This window comes from Sphingomonas suaedae (assembly GCF_007833215.1).
GTDB classification, from domain to species: domain Bacteria; phylum Pseudomonadota; class Alphaproteobacteria; order Sphingomonadales; family Sphingomonadaceae; genus Sphingomonas; species Sphingomonas suaedae.
On record NZ_CP042239.1, the window covers coordinates 60,458 to 80,043 of the forward strand.

The 19,586-nt window shown below is 65.3% G+C and carries 16 protein-coding genes; 10 read left to right on the plus strand and 6 right to left on the minus strand.

Going from position 1 to position 19,586, the window contains the following annotated elements; genetic code table 11:
* Window position 1: 1 nt before the first annotated feature.
* From FPZ54_RS00265 to FPZ54_RS00290, 6 genes are read right to left on the minus strand one after another with little or no spacing between them, the layout of a single operon-like run.
* Window positions 2–1,129: a fumarylacetoacetate hydrolase family protein gene (locus FPZ54_RS00265; RefSeq protein ID WP_145844121.1), complete on the minus strand. Its 1,128-nt coding sequence runs from the start codon at window positions 1,127–1,129 to the stop codon at window positions 2–4.
* 23 nt (window positions 1,130–1,152) lie between these two features.
* On the minus strand, window positions 1,153–2,721 hold the full coding sequence (locus FPZ54_RS00270) for a DUF5060 domain-containing protein (RefSeq protein ID WP_145844122.1): 1,569 nt from the start codon (window positions 2,719–2,721) through the stop codon (window positions 1,153–1,155).
* Window positions 2,721–3,968: an MFS transporter gene (locus tag FPZ54_RS00275; protein ID WP_145844123.1), complete on the minus strand. Its 1,248-nt coding sequence runs from the start codon at window positions 3,966–3,968 to the stop codon at window positions 2,721–2,723. The genes FPZ54_RS00270 and FPZ54_RS00275 overlap by 1 nt, the downstream gene beginning before the upstream one ends.
* Before the next feature lie 27 nt (window positions 3,969–3,995).
* Window positions 3,996–5,477: an FGGY family carbohydrate kinase gene (locus FPZ54_RS00280; RefSeq protein ID WP_239019657.1), complete on the minus strand. Its 1,482-nt coding sequence runs from the start codon at window positions 5,475–5,477 to the stop codon at window positions 3,996–3,998.
* Complete coding sequence (locus FPZ54_RS00285) at window positions 5,474–6,430, minus strand: transketolase family protein (protein ID WP_145844125.1); 957 nt, start codon at window positions 6,428–6,430, stop codon at window positions 5,474–5,476. The genes FPZ54_RS00280 and FPZ54_RS00285 overlap by 4 nt, the downstream gene beginning before the upstream one ends.
* Window positions 6,430–7,236 carry a transketolase gene (locus tag FPZ54_RS00290; RefSeq protein ID WP_239019658.1) on the minus strand — a complete coding sequence of 269 codons (807 nt, stop codon included), beginning with the start codon at window positions 7,234–7,236 and terminating at the stop codon, window positions 6,430–6,432. The genes FPZ54_RS00285 and FPZ54_RS00290 overlap by 1 nt, the downstream gene beginning before the upstream one ends.
* Window positions 7,237–7,470: 234 nt before the next feature.
* Here FPZ54_RS00290 and FPZ54_RS00295 point away from each other — a divergent pair, with 234 nt between their 5' ends.
* The 10 genes from FPZ54_RS00295 (at window position 7,471) to FPZ54_RS00340 (ending at window position 19,520) form a co-directional block, all read left to right on the plus strand.
* The gene (locus tag FPZ54_RS00295; RefSeq protein ID WP_145844126.1) at window positions 7,471–8,295 is read left to right on the plus strand and encodes a DeoR/GlpR family DNA-binding transcription regulator; all 825 of its coding nucleotides are present in this window, start codon (window positions 7,471–7,473) and stop codon (window positions 8,293–8,295) included.
* Window positions 8,296–8,327: 32 nt separating this feature from the next.
* A complete protein-coding gene (locus FPZ54_RS00300) occupies window positions 8,328–9,308 on the plus strand; it encodes a sugar phosphate isomerase/epimerase family protein (protein WP_145844127.1) in 981 nt (326 codons plus the stop codon).
* Window positions 9,309–9,310: 2 nt separating this feature from the next.
* Window positions 9,311–10,450: an FMN-dependent L-lactate dehydrogenase LldD gene (gene lldD, locus FPZ54_RS00305; RefSeq protein ID WP_145844128.1), complete on the plus strand. Its 1,140-nt coding sequence runs from the start codon at window positions 9,311–9,313 to the stop codon at window positions 10,448–10,450.
* The gene (locus FPZ54_RS00310) at window positions 10,447–11,211 is read left to right on the plus strand and encodes an L-rhamnose 1-dehydrogenase Lra1 (RefSeq protein ID WP_145844129.1); all 765 of its coding nucleotides are present in this window, start codon (window positions 10,447–10,449) and stop codon (window positions 11,209–11,211) included. Before lldD ends, FPZ54_RS00310 begins: the two co-directional genes overlap by 4 nt.
* 66 nt (window positions 11,212–11,277) lie before the next feature.
* The gene (locus FPZ54_RS00315) at window positions 11,278–12,660 is read left to right on the plus strand and encodes a glycoside hydrolase family 140 protein (protein ID WP_222428330.1); all 1,383 of its coding nucleotides are present in this window, start codon (window positions 11,278–11,280) and stop codon (window positions 12,658–12,660) included.
* Window positions 12,657–13,865 (plus strand): L-rhamnonate dehydratase, encoded by a 1,209-nt coding sequence (gene rhmD, locus FPZ54_RS00320; protein ID WP_145844130.1) that lies wholly within the window; start codon window positions 12,657–12,659, stop codon window positions 13,863–13,865. The genes FPZ54_RS00315 and rhmD overlap by 4 nt, the downstream gene beginning before the upstream one ends.
* 23 nt (window positions 13,866–13,888) lie before the next feature.
* Window positions 13,889–14,746 (plus strand): fumarylacetoacetate hydrolase family protein, encoded by an 858-nt coding sequence (locus tag FPZ54_RS00325; protein ID WP_145844131.1) that lies wholly within the window; start codon window positions 13,889–13,891, stop codon window positions 14,744–14,746.
* Window positions 14,743–15,495: an SDR family NAD(P)-dependent oxidoreductase gene (locus FPZ54_RS00330; RefSeq protein ID WP_145844132.1), complete on the plus strand. Its 753-nt coding sequence runs from the start codon at window positions 14,743–14,745 to the stop codon at window positions 15,493–15,495. Before FPZ54_RS00325 ends, FPZ54_RS00330 begins: the two co-directional genes overlap by 4 nt.
* Window position 15,496: 1 nt before the next feature.
* On the plus strand, window positions 15,497–16,408 hold the full coding sequence (locus tag FPZ54_RS00335; protein WP_145844133.1) for an amidohydrolase family protein: 912 nt from the start codon (window positions 15,497–15,499) through the stop codon (window positions 16,406–16,408).
* Window positions 16,371–19,520 carry an alpha-L-rhamnosidase gene (locus FPZ54_RS00340; protein WP_186456855.1) on the plus strand — a complete coding sequence of 1,050 codons (3,150 nt, stop codon included), beginning with the start codon at window positions 16,371–16,373 and terminating at the stop codon, window positions 19,518–19,520. The genes FPZ54_RS00335 and FPZ54_RS00340 overlap by 38 nt, the downstream gene beginning before the upstream one ends.
* Window positions 19,521–19,586 lie beyond the last annotated feature (66 nt).

Consider the following 19,586-nt stretch of genomic DNA (forward strand, 5'->3'; position numbering starts at 1 on the left):
CTCAGCCGCTCCGCGCGGCCAGGTCGCGGTACAGGGCGCGAATGCCGAAGGTCCAGGGCGCCGCATCGCGCGACGTGGTGACCCGGTTGGTCAGTGTGCCAAGCCGGCACGAATGGATGCGGACCGTGTCGCCGACCTTATGGGTAAAGCCGCGCCCGGCCTCGTCCCGGTCCTGCACCGGTGCGAAAAGCGTGCCCAGGAACAGCGCGAAGCCGTCGGGATATTGATGCTCGCTGAGCGTCTGGGCGACCAGGTCGAGCGGGTCGCGGCTGATCTGGTTCATCGAACTATGCCCTTCGAGCCGATAGCCTTCCGGTCCATCGATCGTCAGATCCAGCTCGGCATCGCGCACATCGTCGATGGAGAAGCGCGCATCGAACAGACGCACGAACGGCCCGATGGCGCAGGACGCATTATTGTCCTTGGCCTTGCCGAGCAACAGCGCGCTGCGCCCCTCGAAATCGCGCAGATTGACGTCATTGCCGAGCGTTGCGCCGACGACCGTGCCTGCTGCATTGACGATAATCACCACTTCGGGCTCGGGATTGTTCCAGGTCGAGTCCGATCGCACGCCGATGTCCGTGCCCCAGCCGAGCGTCGAGAGCACCGGCGCTTTCGTGAACACCTCCGCATCGGGTCCGATTGCGACTTCCAGATATTGCGACCACATGCCTGCGTCGATCAGTGCTTCCTTGAGCCGTGCCGCCTCTTCGCTGCCGGGAACGACGGTGCGGATACCGCTGCCGATCCGCTGCTCCAGCTCGCTGCGGATCGCCGCCGCCTTGCCCGCGTCGCCACGCGCGCGCTCCTCGATCACCCGCTCGATGGCGGAGATTGCGAACGTCACGCCACACGCCTTCACGCATTGCAGGTCGATCGGCGATAGCAGCCCGAACGCCCCTCCGCCTACGGTCAGCTCGGTGACGGCGCAGAGATCCCTGCCGTCGGCCCGCCCCGGCTCGGGCAGGTCAAACAGGTCGGCGCTGGTCGCTGCGGATGCCGACACGTCGATGACACGGCCGCCGCGCAGCAGCACCGGTACCGGCCCTTCGGCCAGCTGCACGCGGCCCGCCAGGGTCGCGCTCTCATGGTCGGTTGGCAGAGCGGAGAGGTCAAAAGCGGTCGGCACAAGCTGCTCCTGTCGGAATACGGTCAGACTTTGATGAAGCGGAGGGCGATCCACGGCTTCCCCGGCAGTGCGATTTCGGGCCGGGCGGGGTCGTGGACGTCATATTGGTTGCGTTGCTGCATGGTGAACACGCCCGGAACTGGGGTCACCGTCATATTCCAGGTGTCGATGATGTCGGCTCGGAAGCTGTGTTTGGGGTCCTTGTCGCGCCCGGGCAGGGTCACCCGCCACGACTTAGGCTGCGCCGATCCGAAATATTTCAGGTAATATTCGTGCGGCTGGCCGCCGATATGATAGTCCCACCAATGTTCGATCGGGTCGATGCCGGGGACCGGCCCCTCCTCCATGATCTTGCGCAGGAAGGCGAGGCGAGGGGGACTCGTACCCCGCAACGTGCCGCCCTGGCCCAGCCAGCTGAAATCGGGGTTGCGGTCCGGCGCGAAGGTTTCGCTATGGCCGACATAGGTGCCACCCATCAGCCCCCACCAGAAGCGCTCGACCATCTGTTGCCCGGTCAGATTGGCCCAGCGCTGGTCGGAATCGCCTTCATAGACCACTTCGTCGAACACCACCGGTTTGAGCGCGAATTCGCGGTGCTGCGCGGCGCGGATGTCGTCCATGACGGCTGGGCCGTTCTGGACGCTGGCGTGCGTGATCCATGGCTTGCGATGGTCGTAATAGCGGCGAATCTGGTGGATCGAGCGCAACCGGTCATGCGGATCGGCGGCGACCAGCACCCGAAACAGATGGTCCCAATCGTCGACGCTCTTCGATTTCACCAGATCCCATTCGTTCGCCATCGACCACCACAGATTGCGATAGGCGCCCCAGCGGGCGGCGACGTAGCGGACATAGCGCTCGTCATCGGTGCGCCGCATGTCGCTATAGCCGCGCGCCTCGTCATAGGGGTGGAACAGGATGACATCAGCCTGGATGCCGAGTTGGCGGAGGCGGAGAATGCGGTCCTCGTAGCGGCGGAAATAGGCTGGGTCGAAGCGAGTCGGGTCCCAATCGCGCGAACCGGTCCCGGTGCGGACGAAGGGATTGGTCGCGACCGACGGGACATTGGGGAAGACCAGCATCCGCAGCTTGTTGAACGGAGCCGAGCGCAGCGTTTCCAGCGTCTGGGCGCATTTGGCGTCGGACTGGAGCGCCCAGCTGTAGCAGGTGGTGCCGATCTGCCGGAATGGCGTGCCGTCGGCATGAACGAAGTGAAAGCCGTCCGGCGAGACCCGAACCGGGCTGTGATTGCCGGGCGATGGAGCGATGCAGTCGAATCTGCCCACCTTGCCGTTCAGCGGGGCGATGTTGCTCTCGGTCGTCCAGTCCCATGGCCCGGTCTCCGGCGGGCTGAACCGGATGCGATAGATGCCGTCGCCGTCGTAGAAGCCGGGGACGCGGATCGACCGGCCGTCGTGCCGGAACGTTGCCGCGATTTCGACATCGTCAAAGGGGTTGCCGTCCGATGGTCCATCCAAGGTCAGTTCGTGGATGCCCCAGCGCTCAATCGCGGGCGCGCGCGTTCGGGCGACGGCGGGGGTCGCCGCAGCGGCGAGGCCGCTCCCCATCATCGTGCGGCGCGACACGCGCATCAGGCGCGCTCGGCTTCGAGCTGCTCCAGCGACTTGCCCTCGTTCCGCGGTGCCCAGACGAATCCGATGATGCCGCTGACCGCGAGGAAACCGACGAGAATCCAGGCAAGCGTGGTGAATCCTGTCGCGGTGAGGAACGGCACGAAGAAGCTGAACAGACCCAGCACGATCCGCACCACGGCGAACATCACCCCCTGTGCGGTGCTGCGCAACAGGGTCGGGAACATTTCCGAGCTCCATAGCTGGAAGAAGCATTGCGCGCCGAACCCCTGACCGAACGCCATCAGGAAGACGTGGAGCAGCGCGACCTCGAGCGTGAGCGGAAAGATCGCGAGCAGCGACATGCCCACGACCTGGATGATCGCCGACAGCGCAAACAGCAGCCGCTGGTTCACCCGGTCGGCATAGCGCATGAAGACGAAATAGATCGATGCCATGCCGATCAGGAAGCTCAGCGCCTGGATCGCTACCGACATCGCCTGACTCTGATTGCCAACGGTGCGCAGGATATAGGGGAAGAAGAAGCCGTTGGTTCCGGCCCAGAGATTCCAGAAGAGATACATTCCGGCGAGGAAAGCCATCGACCCGATATGTTCGCGGGTGAACAGGTCCTGCCATCGACCGCGTTTGGCGCTGAGTTCGCTCGCTTGCGCCTCCTCCCAGCGCCGGGACTCACGCATCCGCGATCGCAGAAAGGTGAGCGCGAGCGCGAGGAGGGCGAGATGCGCAAAGACGATGCGCGCCCCCAGCATCCCGAGCGGTTCGAGCAGCAGGAATAACAGTAGCACCACCACCGGCCCCAGATACCAGAGCACCTGTGCGACACCGCTATGCTTGCCGCGCTTCTTGTCCGGAGCCATCTCCGCGATCAGCGACCAGGAGGCGGGGATGTCCGCGCCAACCGCCAGGCCGACGAGGAAGAAGCCGATCACGATCATCCAGATGTTGACCGCGAACACCAGCCACAACATGCCGAAGGCGTAGAACAGCATGTCATATTGGTAGATCTTCTTGCGCCCGAACAGGTCGCACAGCCGCCCCCCGATCAGCGCGCCGATGCCTGCCGCGATGGCGTTCGGCCCGAACGCGCCGATCAGGCCGACCAGGTCGTTGCTGAGGCTGTACGCCTCGACCCATAGCGCCAGCGCTGCGGCGCCTGCGACGATCGACCCCGCATCGATATAGTTCGCAAGTCCGGCGAGGATTGTGTTCTTCCAATCCTCCCGCTCGCTGGCGATCTGCGTCATATCCCCTCCTGCTCAACCCGGCCCGTGTCAGCCCGTTGCCTGGGCGATCGCGCCTGCGACGGCGTGACGCCAGTTTCGTTTGATCCGGTTACGATCATGCGTCGGCATTGCCGGGTCGAACCGGGTCGCGACCGGATCGCCTGCGCGCATCTCTATTCCGGATGCGGCGGCGGCGAGCATCGCGACGCCCATCGCGCTCGCCTCTGCGATCGTCGGCCTCAGAATCGTCCGACCTGTAAGATCGGCCAGCATCTGGGCGAGGAGATCGTTGCGCGCCGCACCGCCATCGATCGACAGCGCGGCAATCGAATGATCCAGGTCGGCGGCGATCGCATCGAGCACGTCGCCGATCTGCAATGCGACCGCCTCGATCGTCGCGCGGGCGACATGCGCTGGTCGCGTCGCCAGCGTCATCCCGCTGATCGTGCCCCGCGCGCCGGCTTGCCAATGCGGTGCGCCCAGGCCTGCCAGCGCGGGAATGAAGGTGACCCCGCCGCTGTCCGGGACCTGCTGCGCCAGCGCAGTAAGCGCCGCTCCGTCGGCAAGGCCGAGCAGGCTGGTGGCGAAGGCAACGGCGTGGCCCGATACGGAGATGTTGCCTTCCAGCGCGTGCTGGACACTCCCGTCGCGGCGGCTCCAGGCGATGGTGCTCGACAGACCGCGCGAAGACCGCACCCGTCCGGGCGTCGCGGCCATCAGCGAGCTGCCGGTGCCGATCGTCGCCTTGACCCGGCCGGGCTCGGAAATGCCGTGCGCATAGAGTGCGGCATGGCTGTCGCCCAGCAGCGCCTGGACCGGAACGCCGCCGGGCAGCGCGGTGACATCGGGCGCAATGGTGCCGAATGTGCCGTCCGACGGCACAATCTTAGGCAGAATCGCCATCGGCACGTCGAAGATGCGCGCCAGTTCGGCATCCCAGTCGAGCGTGTCGAGATTGAACAGCTGCGTCCGCGACGCATTACTGTGGTCAGTCGCATGGACCCCGCCGCCGGTCAGGTTCCACAGCAGCCAGCTGTCGATCGTGCCGCAGCGGATTTCGCCCCGCGCGGCGCGCTCGCGTGCGCCGGGAACGGCGTCGAGCAGCAGCGCGATCTTTGCCGCTGGAAAGAGCGGGTCGATGCTCAGCCCGCTGCGTGCGACGATCTCGTGCTCCAGTCCCGCCGTGCGCAATGCGGCGCAACGCGAGGCGGACCGTCCACATTGCCAGATCGCCGCCGGAGCGAGCGGACGGCCGGTACGCGCGTCCCAAAGCACGATGGTTTCGCGCTGGTTCGAAATCGCGAGTCCGGCAATCGGGATGCCGGGCGCCGCGGCGACGAGTTCGGCGATCAGCGCAGCGACCGCTTCCCAGATATCCGATGCCGATTGCTCGGCCCAGCCGGGTTGCGGATAATGGACCCGCATCGCTCGCGATCGCGATTGCAGGACCGATCCGTCCGCCGCGACGAGCAGCGCCTTGGTATTGGTCGTTCCCTGATCGATGGCAAGGATGACGGGTCTGGACATCATCCGCCCCGGGCCGCGATCAGCTCACGCGCCGCATCCGCGATTCCGGTCGCGGTGAGCCCGAAATGCTCCATTAGCCAGGATGCGGATCCGGTCGGCATGAATCCCGGAAAGCCGATCCGGCGCATCGGCACCGGTTGATGCTCTGCGCAGAATTCGGCGATGGCGCCGCCAAGCCCGCCCTGGCGGAGCCCCTCTTCTGCGGTGACGATCGCCCCGGTCGCAGCCGCTTGGGCGACGAGCTCAGTGTCGAGCGGCGAGACGGTCGCCATGTTGATTACGCGCGCTGCGACGCCCTCGGCTGCCAATTGTTCGGCGGCGGCGAGCGCGCGGTGCACCAGCGTGCCATTGGCGATGATCGCGATGTCGTCGCCGTCGCGCAGCACCTCGCCCCTGCCGATCGCGAAGACGGGATCGGTGCGGGTGAGTTCGGGTACTGGCATCCGGCTGATACGGATATAGACCGGGCCGTCATGCGCCGCCGACGCCCTGATCGCTTCGGCGGTTTGCCAGGGGTCGGCAGGAACGATCACCGTCAGCTTATCGACCGCGCGCAGCCATGCCACGTCCTCGATACTGTGATGCGTCGCCCCCAACTCGCCATAGGCGACGCCGGAGGATATCCCGCACAGCTTCACATTCTGCTGGCTGTAGGCGCAGTCCGCCTTTATCTGTTCCATCGCGCGGGCGGTGAGGAAGCACGATGCGCCACTGACGAACGGGATCTTGCCGCCATTGGCCAGCCCCGCGCCGACGCCGACCATATTCTGTTCGGCGATGCCGACATTGATGAGCCGTTCGGGGAAGCGGTCGCGGAACTTGCCCAGCTTGGACGAGCCGACCGAGTCATTGACCACCGCGACGATGCGGTCGTCCTGCGCCGCCAGTTCCTCGACCGCGCGTACATAGGCGTCGCGGCAGTCGAACAGGTCGATTGAAGGGGCTGGCGCTCCCATTACTGCATCTCCGCTTCGAGTTCGCCGATCGCCTGGGCGAATTGCTCGGCATTGGGGACGCCATGATGCCAGCCGGCCTGATCGCGCATGAAGCTGACCCCCTGGCCCTTGTGCGTGTCCGCGATGATGACGCGCGGTCGGCTGCGGGGCGCGCGCGTGTCATCCAGAGCACAAAGGATCGCGGCGTGATCGTGACCATCGATCCCCACCACGTCCCAGCCAAAGGCACGCCACTTGTCGGCAAGCGGCTCCAGCCCGTTGGTCTCCTCGGTCTGCGCGCCCTGTTGCAGACGGTTGCGATCAACGATGACGGTGAGGTTGCCAAGGCCGCGATGACCGGCGAACATCGCCGCCTCCCACATGCTCCCTTCCTGAAGCTCACCGTCGCCGGTCAGTGCGAAGACATGGTAATCCGCCGCATCTATCTGACCCGCCACGGCGATTCCGACCGCGACCGGCAATCCATGTCCTAACGGCCCGGTATTGGTCTCCACGCCAGGCAGATAGACGCGGTTGGGATGACCGTTCAGGCGCGACTGGGGCTTGAGATAGGTGTCGAGTTCGGCCTCAGGGAAAAAGCCCGCTCCGGCCAGCGCGGAGTAGAGTGCGCCGGTACAATGCCCCTTCGACATCACGAAGCGATCGCGGTCGGGCGCGTTCGGGGCCGAGGGATCGATCCGAAGCGAATCGAAATACAGCGCGGCAATGATGTCCGTCGCGGACAGGTCGCCACCCGGATGCCCCTGACCTGCATCGACGATCATTTGCAACAGGCGCCGCCGCATCCAGTTTGCGCGTTCGCGCACGTGCCGTGCACGCGCTTGAATCGAAACGCCGTTGCGCGGGGGCATGGACGGACGAATTGATGACATGTATTACCTCTCCGGCGCGGCAAATACGCCGGTTTGGACCCGGTGACAAGCATATTGCTTTCGATAAGTTTCGATTATGCCATCTTTGATGCTCGAGTTGACAGTTATCGAAAATCCAAAATAGATATGCGCGTGTCCGAAGGGCCCGGGCGGTATGGCGGAGAGATAATGGCGAAGACGAGTCCGGCAGGTTCGGCACCCCCGACGACCGGCGGCGGTTCGCGCGCCCGGGCGCTGGGGGAGGCGCGGCGTGCGGGCATCCTCGCCTGGCTGCAGGAGGAGGGAAGCGCCCGTGTCCGCGTCCTCGCCGAGGCGTTCGACGTGTCGGAGGTCACCGTTCGCCAGGACCTCGAAAAGCTCGAGTCGGAGGGCTATGTCACGCGCAGGCACGGCGGTGCCTTCCTGAAATCGGTGACGCAACAGGTGCGCGCGATGGCGCTCCAGCATGTCGACAATATGGACGCCAAGCGCGCGATCGGGCGCTTGGCGGCCGAACTGGTGGGCGATGGCGAGACGATCATCCTCGACTCCGGATCGACCACCACCGAAGTTGCCGCACAATTGCTCGGTCGCCGCGACATGACCGTCATCACCAATGCGCTCAACATCGCGCTGATGCTCGGCGCGGAACCCGGCTTCGACGTCCATATGTCCGGTGGGCATTTCAAGGCGCCGACGCTGTCGCTCTCAGGCGAACGGTCGGCCGACTATTTCCGTGGCCTGTTCGCGCAGACATTGTTCCTCGCCACCGCGGCGGTCGATCTGCGCGCGGGGCTGACCTATCCTGCCTTGTCCGACATTCCAGTGAAGCGTGCGATGATCGAGGCGGCGGAGCGCGTCGTGCTGGTCGCCGATTCGAGCAAGATCGGCCAGCGCTCCTTCACGGCGCTGGGCGACATCGACCTGGTCGACATCATGATTACCGACGCGGGCATCAGCGCGGCGGATCGCGCCGCGATCGAACGCGCGGGCGTCCAGGTGAGGATCGCCTGAAACCCCTTCCAGCAGACTGAGGATCGAGCATCGTGGGAAAGCAGAAATATGGCGCCGGAATCTGGCATTTCGCGACCTATGTCGATCGCTATGCGACCGACGGCTATGGCCCGCCGCGTACCCTGATCGACATGATCGATCTTGCGGGGCAGGTCGATGACCTGTCGGTGGTCGACATCAACTATCCCTTTGCCGACCCCGACCTGTCGCTCGATGCGGTCGAGGCGGCGCTGAAGCGCAACAATCTCTCGGTCATCGGCATCACGCCGGAAATCTACACGCAGAAATTCGCCAAGGGTGCCTTTACCAACCCCGATCCGGGCGTCCGCCGCCTTGCCAACGAAATGTGCAACGACGCCGCGAACGTCGTGCGGCGCTTCGGCGCGAACTATGTGAAGCTGTGGCCGGGGCAGGATGGCTGGGACTATCCCTTTCAGGTCGACCACCGCAAATTGTGGCAGATGAGTATCGATGGCGTGGCGGAGCTGGCCGGCCAGAACCCCGACCTCAACTTCGTGATCGAATACAAGCCGCGCGAGCCGCGCGTGCACATGAGCTATGACAGCGTCGCGCGCACCTTGCTCGGCATCGAGAAGATGGGCGTGCCCAATGTCGGCATCCTGCTCGACTTCGGCCACTCGCTCTATGGCGGCGAAAGCCCGGCGGATGCGGCGCAGCTTGCGATCGACCATGGCCGGTTGTTCGGCATGGACGTGAACGACAATCTGCGCAGCTGGGACGATGACCTGATCGCCGGATCGGTCCACCCGATCGAGCTGTTCGAATTCTTCTACACGTTGCGCAAGAACCAGTGGGAGGGCGTGTGGCAGCTGGATCAGTTCCCGTTCCGCGAGGATAGCGTCGCGGCGGCCAATTCGGCGATCGGGTTCCTCAAGGCGGTCGAGCGCGCGCTCGACACGCTGGATTTCGAGGCGATGCAGGCGGCGCAGGACCGGCAGGACGCGGTGACCGCGCTCAACCTGGCGCGCCAGGCGCTGTTCACGAGCTACTGACGATGATCATCTCCTCCGCCAATGATTTCCGCGAGGCGGCACGGCGGCGCGTGCCGCGCTTCCTGTTCGACTATGCCGATGGCGGGGCGAATGCGGAGAAGACGCTGCGCCGCAACGTCAGCGATCTGGCAGGGGTGGCGCTGCGCCAGCGGGTGTTGAAGGACGTTGCCAGCATCGACCTGAAGACGACATTGTTCGGGCGGGAGATCGCGCTGCCGGTTGCGCTGGGACCCGTCGGGATCAGCGGCATGTATGCCCGACGGGGCGAGGTGCAGGCGGCGCGCGCGGCGGCGGCGGCGGGCATCCCGACCTGCCTGTCCACGGTGTCGATCTGTTCGATCGAGGAGGTGGCGCGGGTCGCCGACCCGTTCTGGTTCCAGCTCTATGTCATCCGCGACCGCGCGTTCATGCGCGATCTGATCGCGCGGGCGAAGGATGCGGGGGCGCGGGCCTTGGTGTTCACCGTCGATATGCCGGTGCCGGGATCGCGGTATCGCGACGCCCATGCCGGCATGTCCGGCCCCCATGCGCCGCTGCGTCGGGTGCTCCAGGCGATTGGGCGGCCGCGCTGGTCTTGGGACGTGGGTCTGCGAGGGCGGCCGCATATGCTGGGCAATCTGCTTCCCGTGCTGGGCAAGGACAGCGGGCTCAACGACTATATGGGCTGGCTGGGGCGCAATTTCGATCCGTCGATCCAGTGGAAGGATCTCGACTGGATCCGGGAGGTTTGGGACGGGCCGCTGATCATCAAGGGGATTCTCGACCCCGATGACGCGCGTGAGGCGGCAGCGATCGGCGCGGACGGGATCGTCGTGTCGAATCATGGCGGACGTCAGCTTGATGGCGTGTTGTCGAGCGCGCGCGCGCTGCCGGCAATTGCGGCGGCAGTGGGGGACCGGCTGACCGTGCTCGCCGATGGCGGGGTGCGCAGCGGGCTCGATGTGGTGCGGATGCTGGCGCTGGGTGCGCGCGGCGTGCTGCTGGGCCGCGCCTGGGTCTATGCGCTGGCGGCGCAGGGAGAGGCGGGGGTCGCCAAGCTGCTGGAGCTGATCGCGAAGGAAATGACGGTCGCGATGACGCTGACCGGGGTCAACCGGATCGACGCGATCGACCGATCCATTCTGGCGGAGGACATTCGGTGAAACTGCTTGAGGGAAAGGTCGTACTGATTACCGGCGGGTCGACCGGGATCGGCCGCGCGGCGGCGATCGGTGCGGCGCGACACGGGGCGGATGTCGCCATCAACTATGCGTCGAGCGACGACAAGGCGGCGTCCTGCGTCGCGGAGATCGAGGCGCTGGGCCAGCGCGCACTGGCGATGAAGGGCGATGTCGCCGATCCGGCCACGGCGGGCGATTTTGTGGACAAGGCAGTCGCGGCGTTCGGGCGGGTGGACGTGATGGTGTCGAATGCCGGCATCTGCCCGTTCCATGCCTTTCTCGACATGCCGGTCGAGACTGTGGACCGCACCTTCCGCGTCAATCTGCACGGCGCTTATTACATGGTGCAGGCGGCGGCGAACCAGATGGTGAAGCAGGGCGAGGGCGGGGCGATCGTCGCGGTCTCATCCATCTCGGCGCTGGTCGGCGGCGAGTATCAGACGCACTACACCCCGACCAAGGCCGGGGTGCACTCGCTGATGCAGTCCGCGGCGATCGCGCTCGGCAAGCACGGCATCCGCTGCAATTCGGTGCTGCCCGGTACCATCCTGACCGAGATCAACAGGGACGATCTCGCCGATCAAGACAAGCGCGACCGCGTGACCGCGCGCATTCCGCTCGGGCGGTTGGGCGAGGCTGACGATCTGGCCGGACCGATCGTCTTCCTCGCCTCCGACATGGCGCAATATGTGACGGGCGCGGCGTTGCTCGTCGACGGCGGAGCGTTCGTGAACCTCCAGTAATTCATAATATGTATGTTGACCTGAAGGGGGCGCAGCCGATAGAGCCGGTGCGAAAGGTGGAGTGGGATGACCGGCATAGTGCGCAGCTTGATCCTGACTTTCGCGCTGCTCATGGCATTGCCGGTCGGGGCGCAGGGCGAACTGTCGCCGCTGCGTGTATCCGATAACCACCGCTATCTGGTTGCGGGCGATCGTCCGTTCTTCTGGCTCGGCGATACCGCCTGGCTGCTGCTCAGCCGCCTCGATCGCGACGAGACCGAACGCTATTTGGCGGCGCGACGCGCGCAGGGCTTCAACGTGGTGCAGGTCATGGTCCTGCACACGGCGAAGATGACCAGCCGCGCGGGTGCCCCGGCACTGGTCGATGGAAATCCGGGGCGCCCGCACACGACACCGGGCGCGGACCCTGCCAAACCCGGTGAATATGATTATTGGGACCATCTCGACTGGGTCGCCGATCGCGCGGCGGCGCATGGCATGTATCTGGCGCTGGTCCCCGCCTGGGGCGATCTGGCAATGCAGAAGCAGCTGACCGCCGCCAACGCGCCGACCTATGGCCGCTTTCTTGCCGAGCGCTATGGCAAGCGGTCGAACATCATCTGGCTGAACGGCGGCGACACGCGGTCGGAACAGAATAGCGCGGTGTGGGACGCGCTTGGCACGACGATCAAGGGCATCGCGCCCCGCCAGTTGATGACGTTCCACCCCATCGGGCGCACCGCATCATCCTGGCAATGGCATCAGGCACCGTGGCTCGACTTCAACATGTTCCAGTCGGGCCACCGCGCCTATCGTCAGGAGGGGCCGAACGCGATCGGCGAGGATAGCTGGCGCTATGTCGAACAGGACCTGGCGCGGACGCCGCCCAAGCCGACGATCGATGGCGAGCCGAGCTACGAGAATATCCCCCACGGCCTGCACGAGCAGAATCAGCCGCGCTGGGGCGCGAGCGATGCGCGGCGTTATGGCTGGTGGGCGGTGATGGCCGGCGCGTTCGGCCACACTTATGGTGAGAACCACGTCATGCAGTTCTACGCCGCAGGGTCGAAGGACGCGAATTTCGAACCGAACCTGCATTGGGAACAGGCACTGGTCGCCCCCGGTGCGCTCCAGATGCGCCATCTGCGCGCGCTGATCGAGTCCCGTCCGATGCTGACGCGGGTGCCGGATCAGGCGATGATCGTCGACAATGGCGTGCGTTATGACCGCGTCGCCGCGAGCCGCGGCCCCAATTACGCCTTTGCCTATAGTTATACCGGCGCGCCGTTCACGATGCGGCTCGGCGCCATCGCGGGGCGAACGGTCAAAGCCAGCTGGTTTTCCCCGCGCGACGGCAGCACCACGCCCGCCGGCACCTTCGCAAATCGCGGCGAGCGCCGCTTCGACCCACCGGGCGACAGTAAGCCGGGCAATGACTGGGTTCTCGTTCTCGACGGAATTGCGAAATGACCACTGCCAGCTTCACCGGCCTGTCCAGGATCAGGTATGTCCGCGCCTTTACGGTGCGTGGCGGCGGGGCGGATTATCACGATCAGGGCGCGGGCCACTGGATCGACGATCACATCGCGACGCCGATGGCACGCTACCCAGAATATCGCCAGTCGCGGCAGAGCTTTGGCATCAATGTGCTGGGCACGTTGGTCGTGGAACTGGAGGCCGAGGACGGCACTGTCGGCTTTGCCGTGACGACTGGCGGCGAGCCGGCGGCATTCATCGTCGAAAAGCATCTTAGCCGCTTCCTGATCGGTCGCAGTCCGGCGGACTATGAGAAGATCTGGGACCAGATGTATTTCTCGACCCAATATTATGGGCGCAAGGGTCTGGTGGTGAACGCCATTTCGGGCGTCGATCTCGCGATCTGGGATCTGCTCGGCAAGCTGCGCGGCGAGCCGGTCTATCACATGCTGGGCGGCGCGGTGCGTGACGAGCTGCAATTCTATGCCACCGGTGCGCGGCCCGATCTGGCCAAAGAAATGGGGTTCATCGGCGGCAAGCTGCCGCTGCATCATGGCCCCGCCGAAGGGTTGGAGGGGCTGGAGAAGAACATCGAGAATCTCTCCGATATGCGCAGCAAATGCGGCGACGATTTCTGGCTGATGCTCGATTGCTGGATGAGCCTCGATCTAGACTATGCCACGCGGCTGGCGCAGCGCGCATGGGACGAATGCGGGCTGAAGTGGATCGAGGAGGCGCTGAGCCCCGACGATTATTGGGGCTATGCCGCGCTCAAGAAGAACGCGCCCAGGGGGCTGCTCGTGACGACCGGCGAGCATGAGGCGACCCGCTGGGGGTTCCGTATGTTGATGGACATGGACTGCTGCGACATTATCCAGCCCGATGTGGGCTGGTGCGGCGGGGTCACCGAACTCATCAAGATCGCCAATTATGCCGACAGCCGCGGCGTAATGATGGTGCCGCACGGGTCGTCGGTTTATAGCTATCACTTCGTCATCACCCGCCACAACTCGCCATTCGCCGAGTTCCTGATGATGCATCCCGGCCCGACCGAAGTGGTGCCGATGTTCGCCCCGCAGCTGTTGGGCGAACCGGTCCCCGTGAATGGCAGGATCCGCGCGAGCGAGCTCGACAAGCCCGGTTTCGGGGTCGAGCTCAACCGCGAGATCGCGCTGCACCGCCCCTATCCGAACGACTGATATTCAAGACTGAAGGAAGACCCATGAAGCTCTGTCGCTATGGCGCCCCCGGCGCCGAGAAGCCCGGCCTGATCGACGCAGACGGCCGCATCCGTGACCTCTCGGCGCATGTTGCCGATATCGGTGGCGATGCGATCGGCGCGGAAGGGCTGGCCCGGCTTGCCGCGATCGACCCTGCGAGCCTTCCGCTGGTCGAGGGCGAGGTGCGTTATGGCCCCTGTGTCGGCGGCACGCGCCAGTTCGTTGCGATCGGCCTCAACTATGTCGATCACGCGCATGAATCGAACCTGCCGATCCCCGAGGAGCCGGTGGTGTTCAACAAATGGGTGAGCTGCATTCAGGGGCCGAACGATCCGGTCACGATTCCCAAGGACAGCAAGAAAACCGACTGGGAAGTCGAACTTGGAATAGTGATCGGAACCGCCGCGAACAATGTCGCGGAGGCCGACGCGCTTGACCATGTCGCTGGCTATTGCGTCGTCAACGACGTGTCGGAACGCCACTGGCAGACCGAGCGCGGCATGACCTGGGACAAGGGCAAGGGGTTCCCCACCTTCGGCCCGGTCGGCCCCTGGCTGGTGACCAAGGACGAGGTCGGCGATGTCCAGAACCTTGGCATGTGGCTGTCGGTCAACGGCAAGAAGGTTCAGGACGGCGCTACGAAGACGATGATCTTCGACGTGAAGCAGATCGTGTCCTACCTGTCGCAGATCATGACGCTGCTGCCGGGTGATGTCATCACCACCGGCACGCCGCCGGGTGTCGGCCTGGGGCAGAAGCCGGAGCCCTGGTATTTGAAGGCTGGAGACGTGGTCGAACTGGGCATCGAAAAGCTGGGCGAGCAGCGTCAGGACTTCGTCGCATGGACGCCGGCCAAGTGAGCCTATTCGCTGGGCGCTATACCGGACGCAGTGCGATCGTCACCGGCGGCGCGTCGGGGCTGGGCAGGGCGGTTGCGGCCCGCATCGTTGCCGAGGGCGGCCGGGTTGCGCTGTGGGATCTGAATGCGGACGCGCTGGGCGCAGCGAAGGATGCAATCGGCGCGAGCGACGTTCAGGCGCTCGATGTGTCGGATTTGGCGGCGGTCGAAGCGGCGGTAACGGCCAGCGCCGCTGCATTGGGCGGCAAGGTGGACGTGTTGGTCTGTTCGGCGGGCATCACCGGCGCGACGGTCCCGGTGCAGGACTTTCCGGTCGACAGCTGGCTGCGCGTGTTCGAGATCAACGTCCACGGCCTGTTCTATTGCAACCGCGCGATCGTGCCGCTGATGCTGGCACAGGGCTATGGCCGGATCGTCAATGTCGCGTCGGTCGCGGGCAAGGAAGGCAATCCCAATGCCAGCGCCTATTCCGCATCAAAGGCGGCGGTGATCGGCTTCACCAAGTCACTGGGCAAGGAACTGGCGGGGAAGGGCGTCATCGCCAATGCGATCACCCCCGCGACATTCGAGAGTCCGATCCTTGCCCAGCTGCCTCCGAGCCAGGTTGACTATATGCGCTCCAAGATCCCGATGGGGCGGTTGGGCGAGGTCGATGAGAGCGCGGCGATGATCTGCTTCATGGCGAGCGAGGAATGCAGCTTCACCACCGCATCGACCTTCGACACCTCGGGCGGACGGACGACATTCTGACATGGCCGTGCGTCCGCCTCTGGTCGATCCGCACGTGCATCTGTGGGACCTGCAGCATATTCGCTATCCATGGCTGACCGGGCCGTTCGACAGCGACAATCCCAATGGCAGCGTCGAGCCGATCGCGGTGGACTATCCGCTCGACGCCTATCTCGCCGATGCCCGCAAATGGGACGTGCGCGGGATCGTCCATATCGACGCGGGGGCGCATCCGGGTGACGCTCTCCGGGAAACGCAATGGCTTCAGGGACAAGCCGACGCGCGAGGGATGCCGAATGGAATCGTTGCATTTGCGGCGCTGGATGACCCGGAGGTCGAGACGCTGCTGGCCGCGCATGTCACCCATAAAAATGTCAGGGGCATCCGCCACATCGTCAACTGGCATCCCGACCCGGCGCGCAGCTATTCGCCCGCCGATGTCACCACGACCAGCGCGTGGATGCGGGGCTTTGGCCTGCTGAAGAAGTTCGGCCTGAGCTTCGACCTTCAGGCCTATCCGGGCCAGTTCGCGCATCTTGCCGCGCTGATCGCGAAACATCCCGATACGCAGGTGATTCTGAATCACACCGGCATGGCGCTGCCCGGCGATGCGGACGGGTGGGGCGTGTGGCGGCGTGGGATGGCGGCGCTCGCAGCATTGCCCAACGTCGCGGTCAAGATTTCCGGCATGGGCTTTACCTGGCGACCGTGGGACGCGGATCAGGCACGGCCCTATGTGCTGGAAACGATCGCGCTGTTCGGGAGCAACCGCGCGATGTTCGCCAGCAATTTCCCGACGGACAAATTGTTCGGCAGCTTCGACAAGCATTTCGACGCCTATGACGCGATCACCGCCGACTTCAGCGCGGACGAGCGGGTCGCGTTGTTCGGGGGCAATGCGAACCGCATCTACCGCCTCGGCATCGACCTCTGATCCGATGCGCATCGTCGATCTGCGCGCGGAATATACGACTGACCTGTTGGGGACACAGGTCCGGCACCCGCGCCTGTCGTGGCGGATCGAGGGCGCACGGGCGCAGCACAGCTATCGCATCCGTGCGGCGGCGAGTGCGGCAGCGCTCGAAGCCGGAGAGCTGGTCTGGGACAGCGGGATCGTCAGCGGCGGCGCGAGCTTCGACATCGCCTATGGCGGTCCGCCGCTCGGCGCGATGCAGCGGATCTGGTGGATGGTCGAGATCACCGGCGAAGCGGGGTCGGCGCAGTCGGACCCGGCCTGGTTCGAAGGCGGGCCGATGTCGCCCGACGACTGGCGCGGCGACTGGATCGAGGCGGAGGACGCGCTCGCCGCCGCCGACCGTGCCGCTGGCGTAAACTGGGTGTGGGGTGAAACCTCGCTCGACGCGCGACCGCATGGCTTTCGGCTCGATTTCGACGCACCGGATGATCTGGTCGCGGCGGACATACTGATCGCGGGCAAAGATCATCTACGCGGCGTGTGGGTTAATGGTGCCAAATCGCCGCTCGCCTGGCATTTCGACTGGGACACCTACCTCCCCTTCTGGGGGACGCTCGGCCGGTATGAAGGTGAGGTTCGGCCTGGCCGCAACCGAATCTGCGCGCTGGTTGAGGCGGATACGCAAGGGTTTTTTCCGGTCGATGGCGGCGCCTTTGCCGCGCTGATCCGGCTGCACCGCGCCGATGGCCGGATCGAGCGGATCGTTGGCAGCGCGTTCCGGGTGATGCCCGATCCGCCGGCGGACTGGACCGATCCGGCGTTCGATGCCGGGGAATGGAGCGCGGTGGTGCCGAGCACGAGCTGGGCGCGGGGCGATCCGCGTCCGCCCGAGCCGGCGATGCTGTTGCGCAAGCCGTTCGAAGTGGACCGGCCGGTCGCCGCCGCGCGGCTCTATGCAACGGCGCTGGGAGCGTATGACGCGCACCTCAACGGCGAGAAGGTGTCCGACGCGATTCTCGCGCCCGAGATGAGCGTGGCCAGGAGCCATGTTCTGTATCAGACCTATGACGTTACCGACCGGATCGTGCGCGGTGCGAACGTGCTCGGGGCGCTGGTCGGCGATGGCTGGTATGCGTCACCCTTTGGCTGGCGGATCGAGCGCTATGGCTTTGGCCCCGCGCCGCGGCGGTTCCGGGCGATGCTGCGGATCGACTATGCCGACGGGACGCGCGACTGGGTGACGACGGGGTCGGGCTGGCGGATCGCCCCGTCGCCAGTGCTGACGTCCGAAATCTATGATGGCGAGACGTTCGACGCGCGGCTGAACCAACCCGGTTGGGACGCGCCCGGTTTCGACGACCGCCATTGGGCCCAGGCGCGGGTCGGGCAGGCTCCGAATTGCGCGCTGATCGCGCAGACATCGCCGCCGCTGCGCCGCACCGGCATGCGTCGCGCGGTGGCGATCAGCGAGCCGCTGCCGGGCCGGTATATATTCGATTTCGGACAGAATTTTTCCGGCTGGGTGCGCATCCGCGCCACCGGCCCTGCCGGGACCACGATCACCGCCAAATTTGCCGAACTGCTGAACCCGGACGGGACCGTGGACCTAGCCAATCTGCGGCTGGCGCGCGCGACTGATCGGTTCACGCTGGCGGGGACCGGATCGGTTGAGACATTCGAGCCGCATTTCACCTATCACGGCTTTCGCTATGTCGAGGTGACCGGCTATCCCGGCGTGCCGACGGCGGACGATGTCGAAGGCATCGTCGTGCATAGCGATTGTGGCGAAACCGGTTCGATGGCCTTCCCCGATGCGCCGTTGCTGCAAGCGATCTGGAACAATGCGTACTGGAGCCAGCGCAGCAACTTCTTCAGCGTGCCGACCGATTGCCCGCAGCGTGACGAGCGCATGGGGTGGATGGGGGACATTCAGGTCTTCCTCGACGCCGCGGCCTTCAACATGGACGTCGATCCGTTCATCCGCCGCTTCCTGCGGGAGGCGCGCGCGGCGCAGCGCGACGATGGTGCCTATCCGATCGTCGTGCCGCAGCCGCTGTCCTATCCTGACGTGGTGACGGCGGGATGGAGCGAGGCGGGGATCATCCTGCCCTGGCAGCTGTGGCAGCGCTATGGGGACACCGCCGTGATCGACGAAAATTGGGAGGCGATGGAGGCCTGGATGGCGTTCGTCGCGCGATCCAACCCCGATCATCTCTGGCGCAACGATCGCGGGCTCGATCTGGGCGACTGGCTGTCGGTGGATGCGATCAAGCCGGATGACGAGACCACCCCGCGCATCCTGTGCGCGACCGCCTATTGGGCGTGGTGCGCGGATTTGATGGCGCAGATGGCGGCGGCCACCGGACGTACGGCGGAGGCCGAACGCTATCGCTGCCTCCGCGCGGCGATCGGTGCCGCCTACGCAGATGCGTTCGTCGGCCGGGACGGGGTTTGTGGCAATGGGAGCCAGACCAGCCAAATTCTGTCGCTCGCCTTCGATCTGGTGCCATCGCGTCTGCGCGGCAGAGCCGCCGCGGTGCTCGCCGCCGATATCCGGGCGCGCGGCATGAAGCTGTCGACCGGCTTTCTCGGCACCCCCTATCTGCTCGACGTGCTGGCCGATGCCGGGCTGATGGAGGAAGTTGCGGGCCTGCTGCTTCAGACCGAGTATCCCAGCTGGGGCTATATGCCGCGACAGGGCGGGACCACGGTGTGGGAGCGCTGGAACGGCGATACCGGCGACCTGTCGATGAACAGCTACAACCATTATGCGTTCGGCGCGGTAGTGGGCTTTTTCTATCGACGGCTGGGCGGGGTCGCTCCGGCGGCTCCAGGTTTCCGTCGGATCGCCGTGCGCCCGCTGTGGTTCCCGCAGATCGGTCGGGTCGAGACACGCTATGAGTCGATCGTCGGTACCATCGCAACCGCGATCGCTGGCGATACGCGGGGGCTGACCCGGCTCGACTTGACGGTCCCGTCCAACGCTATCGCTGATGTAGAGCTTCCGGTGGGCGACTGGCATCACGGGGGCGTCCCCCTAGCGGAGCATCCCTCCGTCAGCGATCTGCGGATCGACGGGCAGACGACCCGCTTTGCTGTGTCATCCGGCGACTATCGCTTCGAACGATAACAAGCCGCGCCAGGCTGCCCCCTGCAATCTGCACGCTCACTCAAGCAAACGCAAAACAATGCCCCG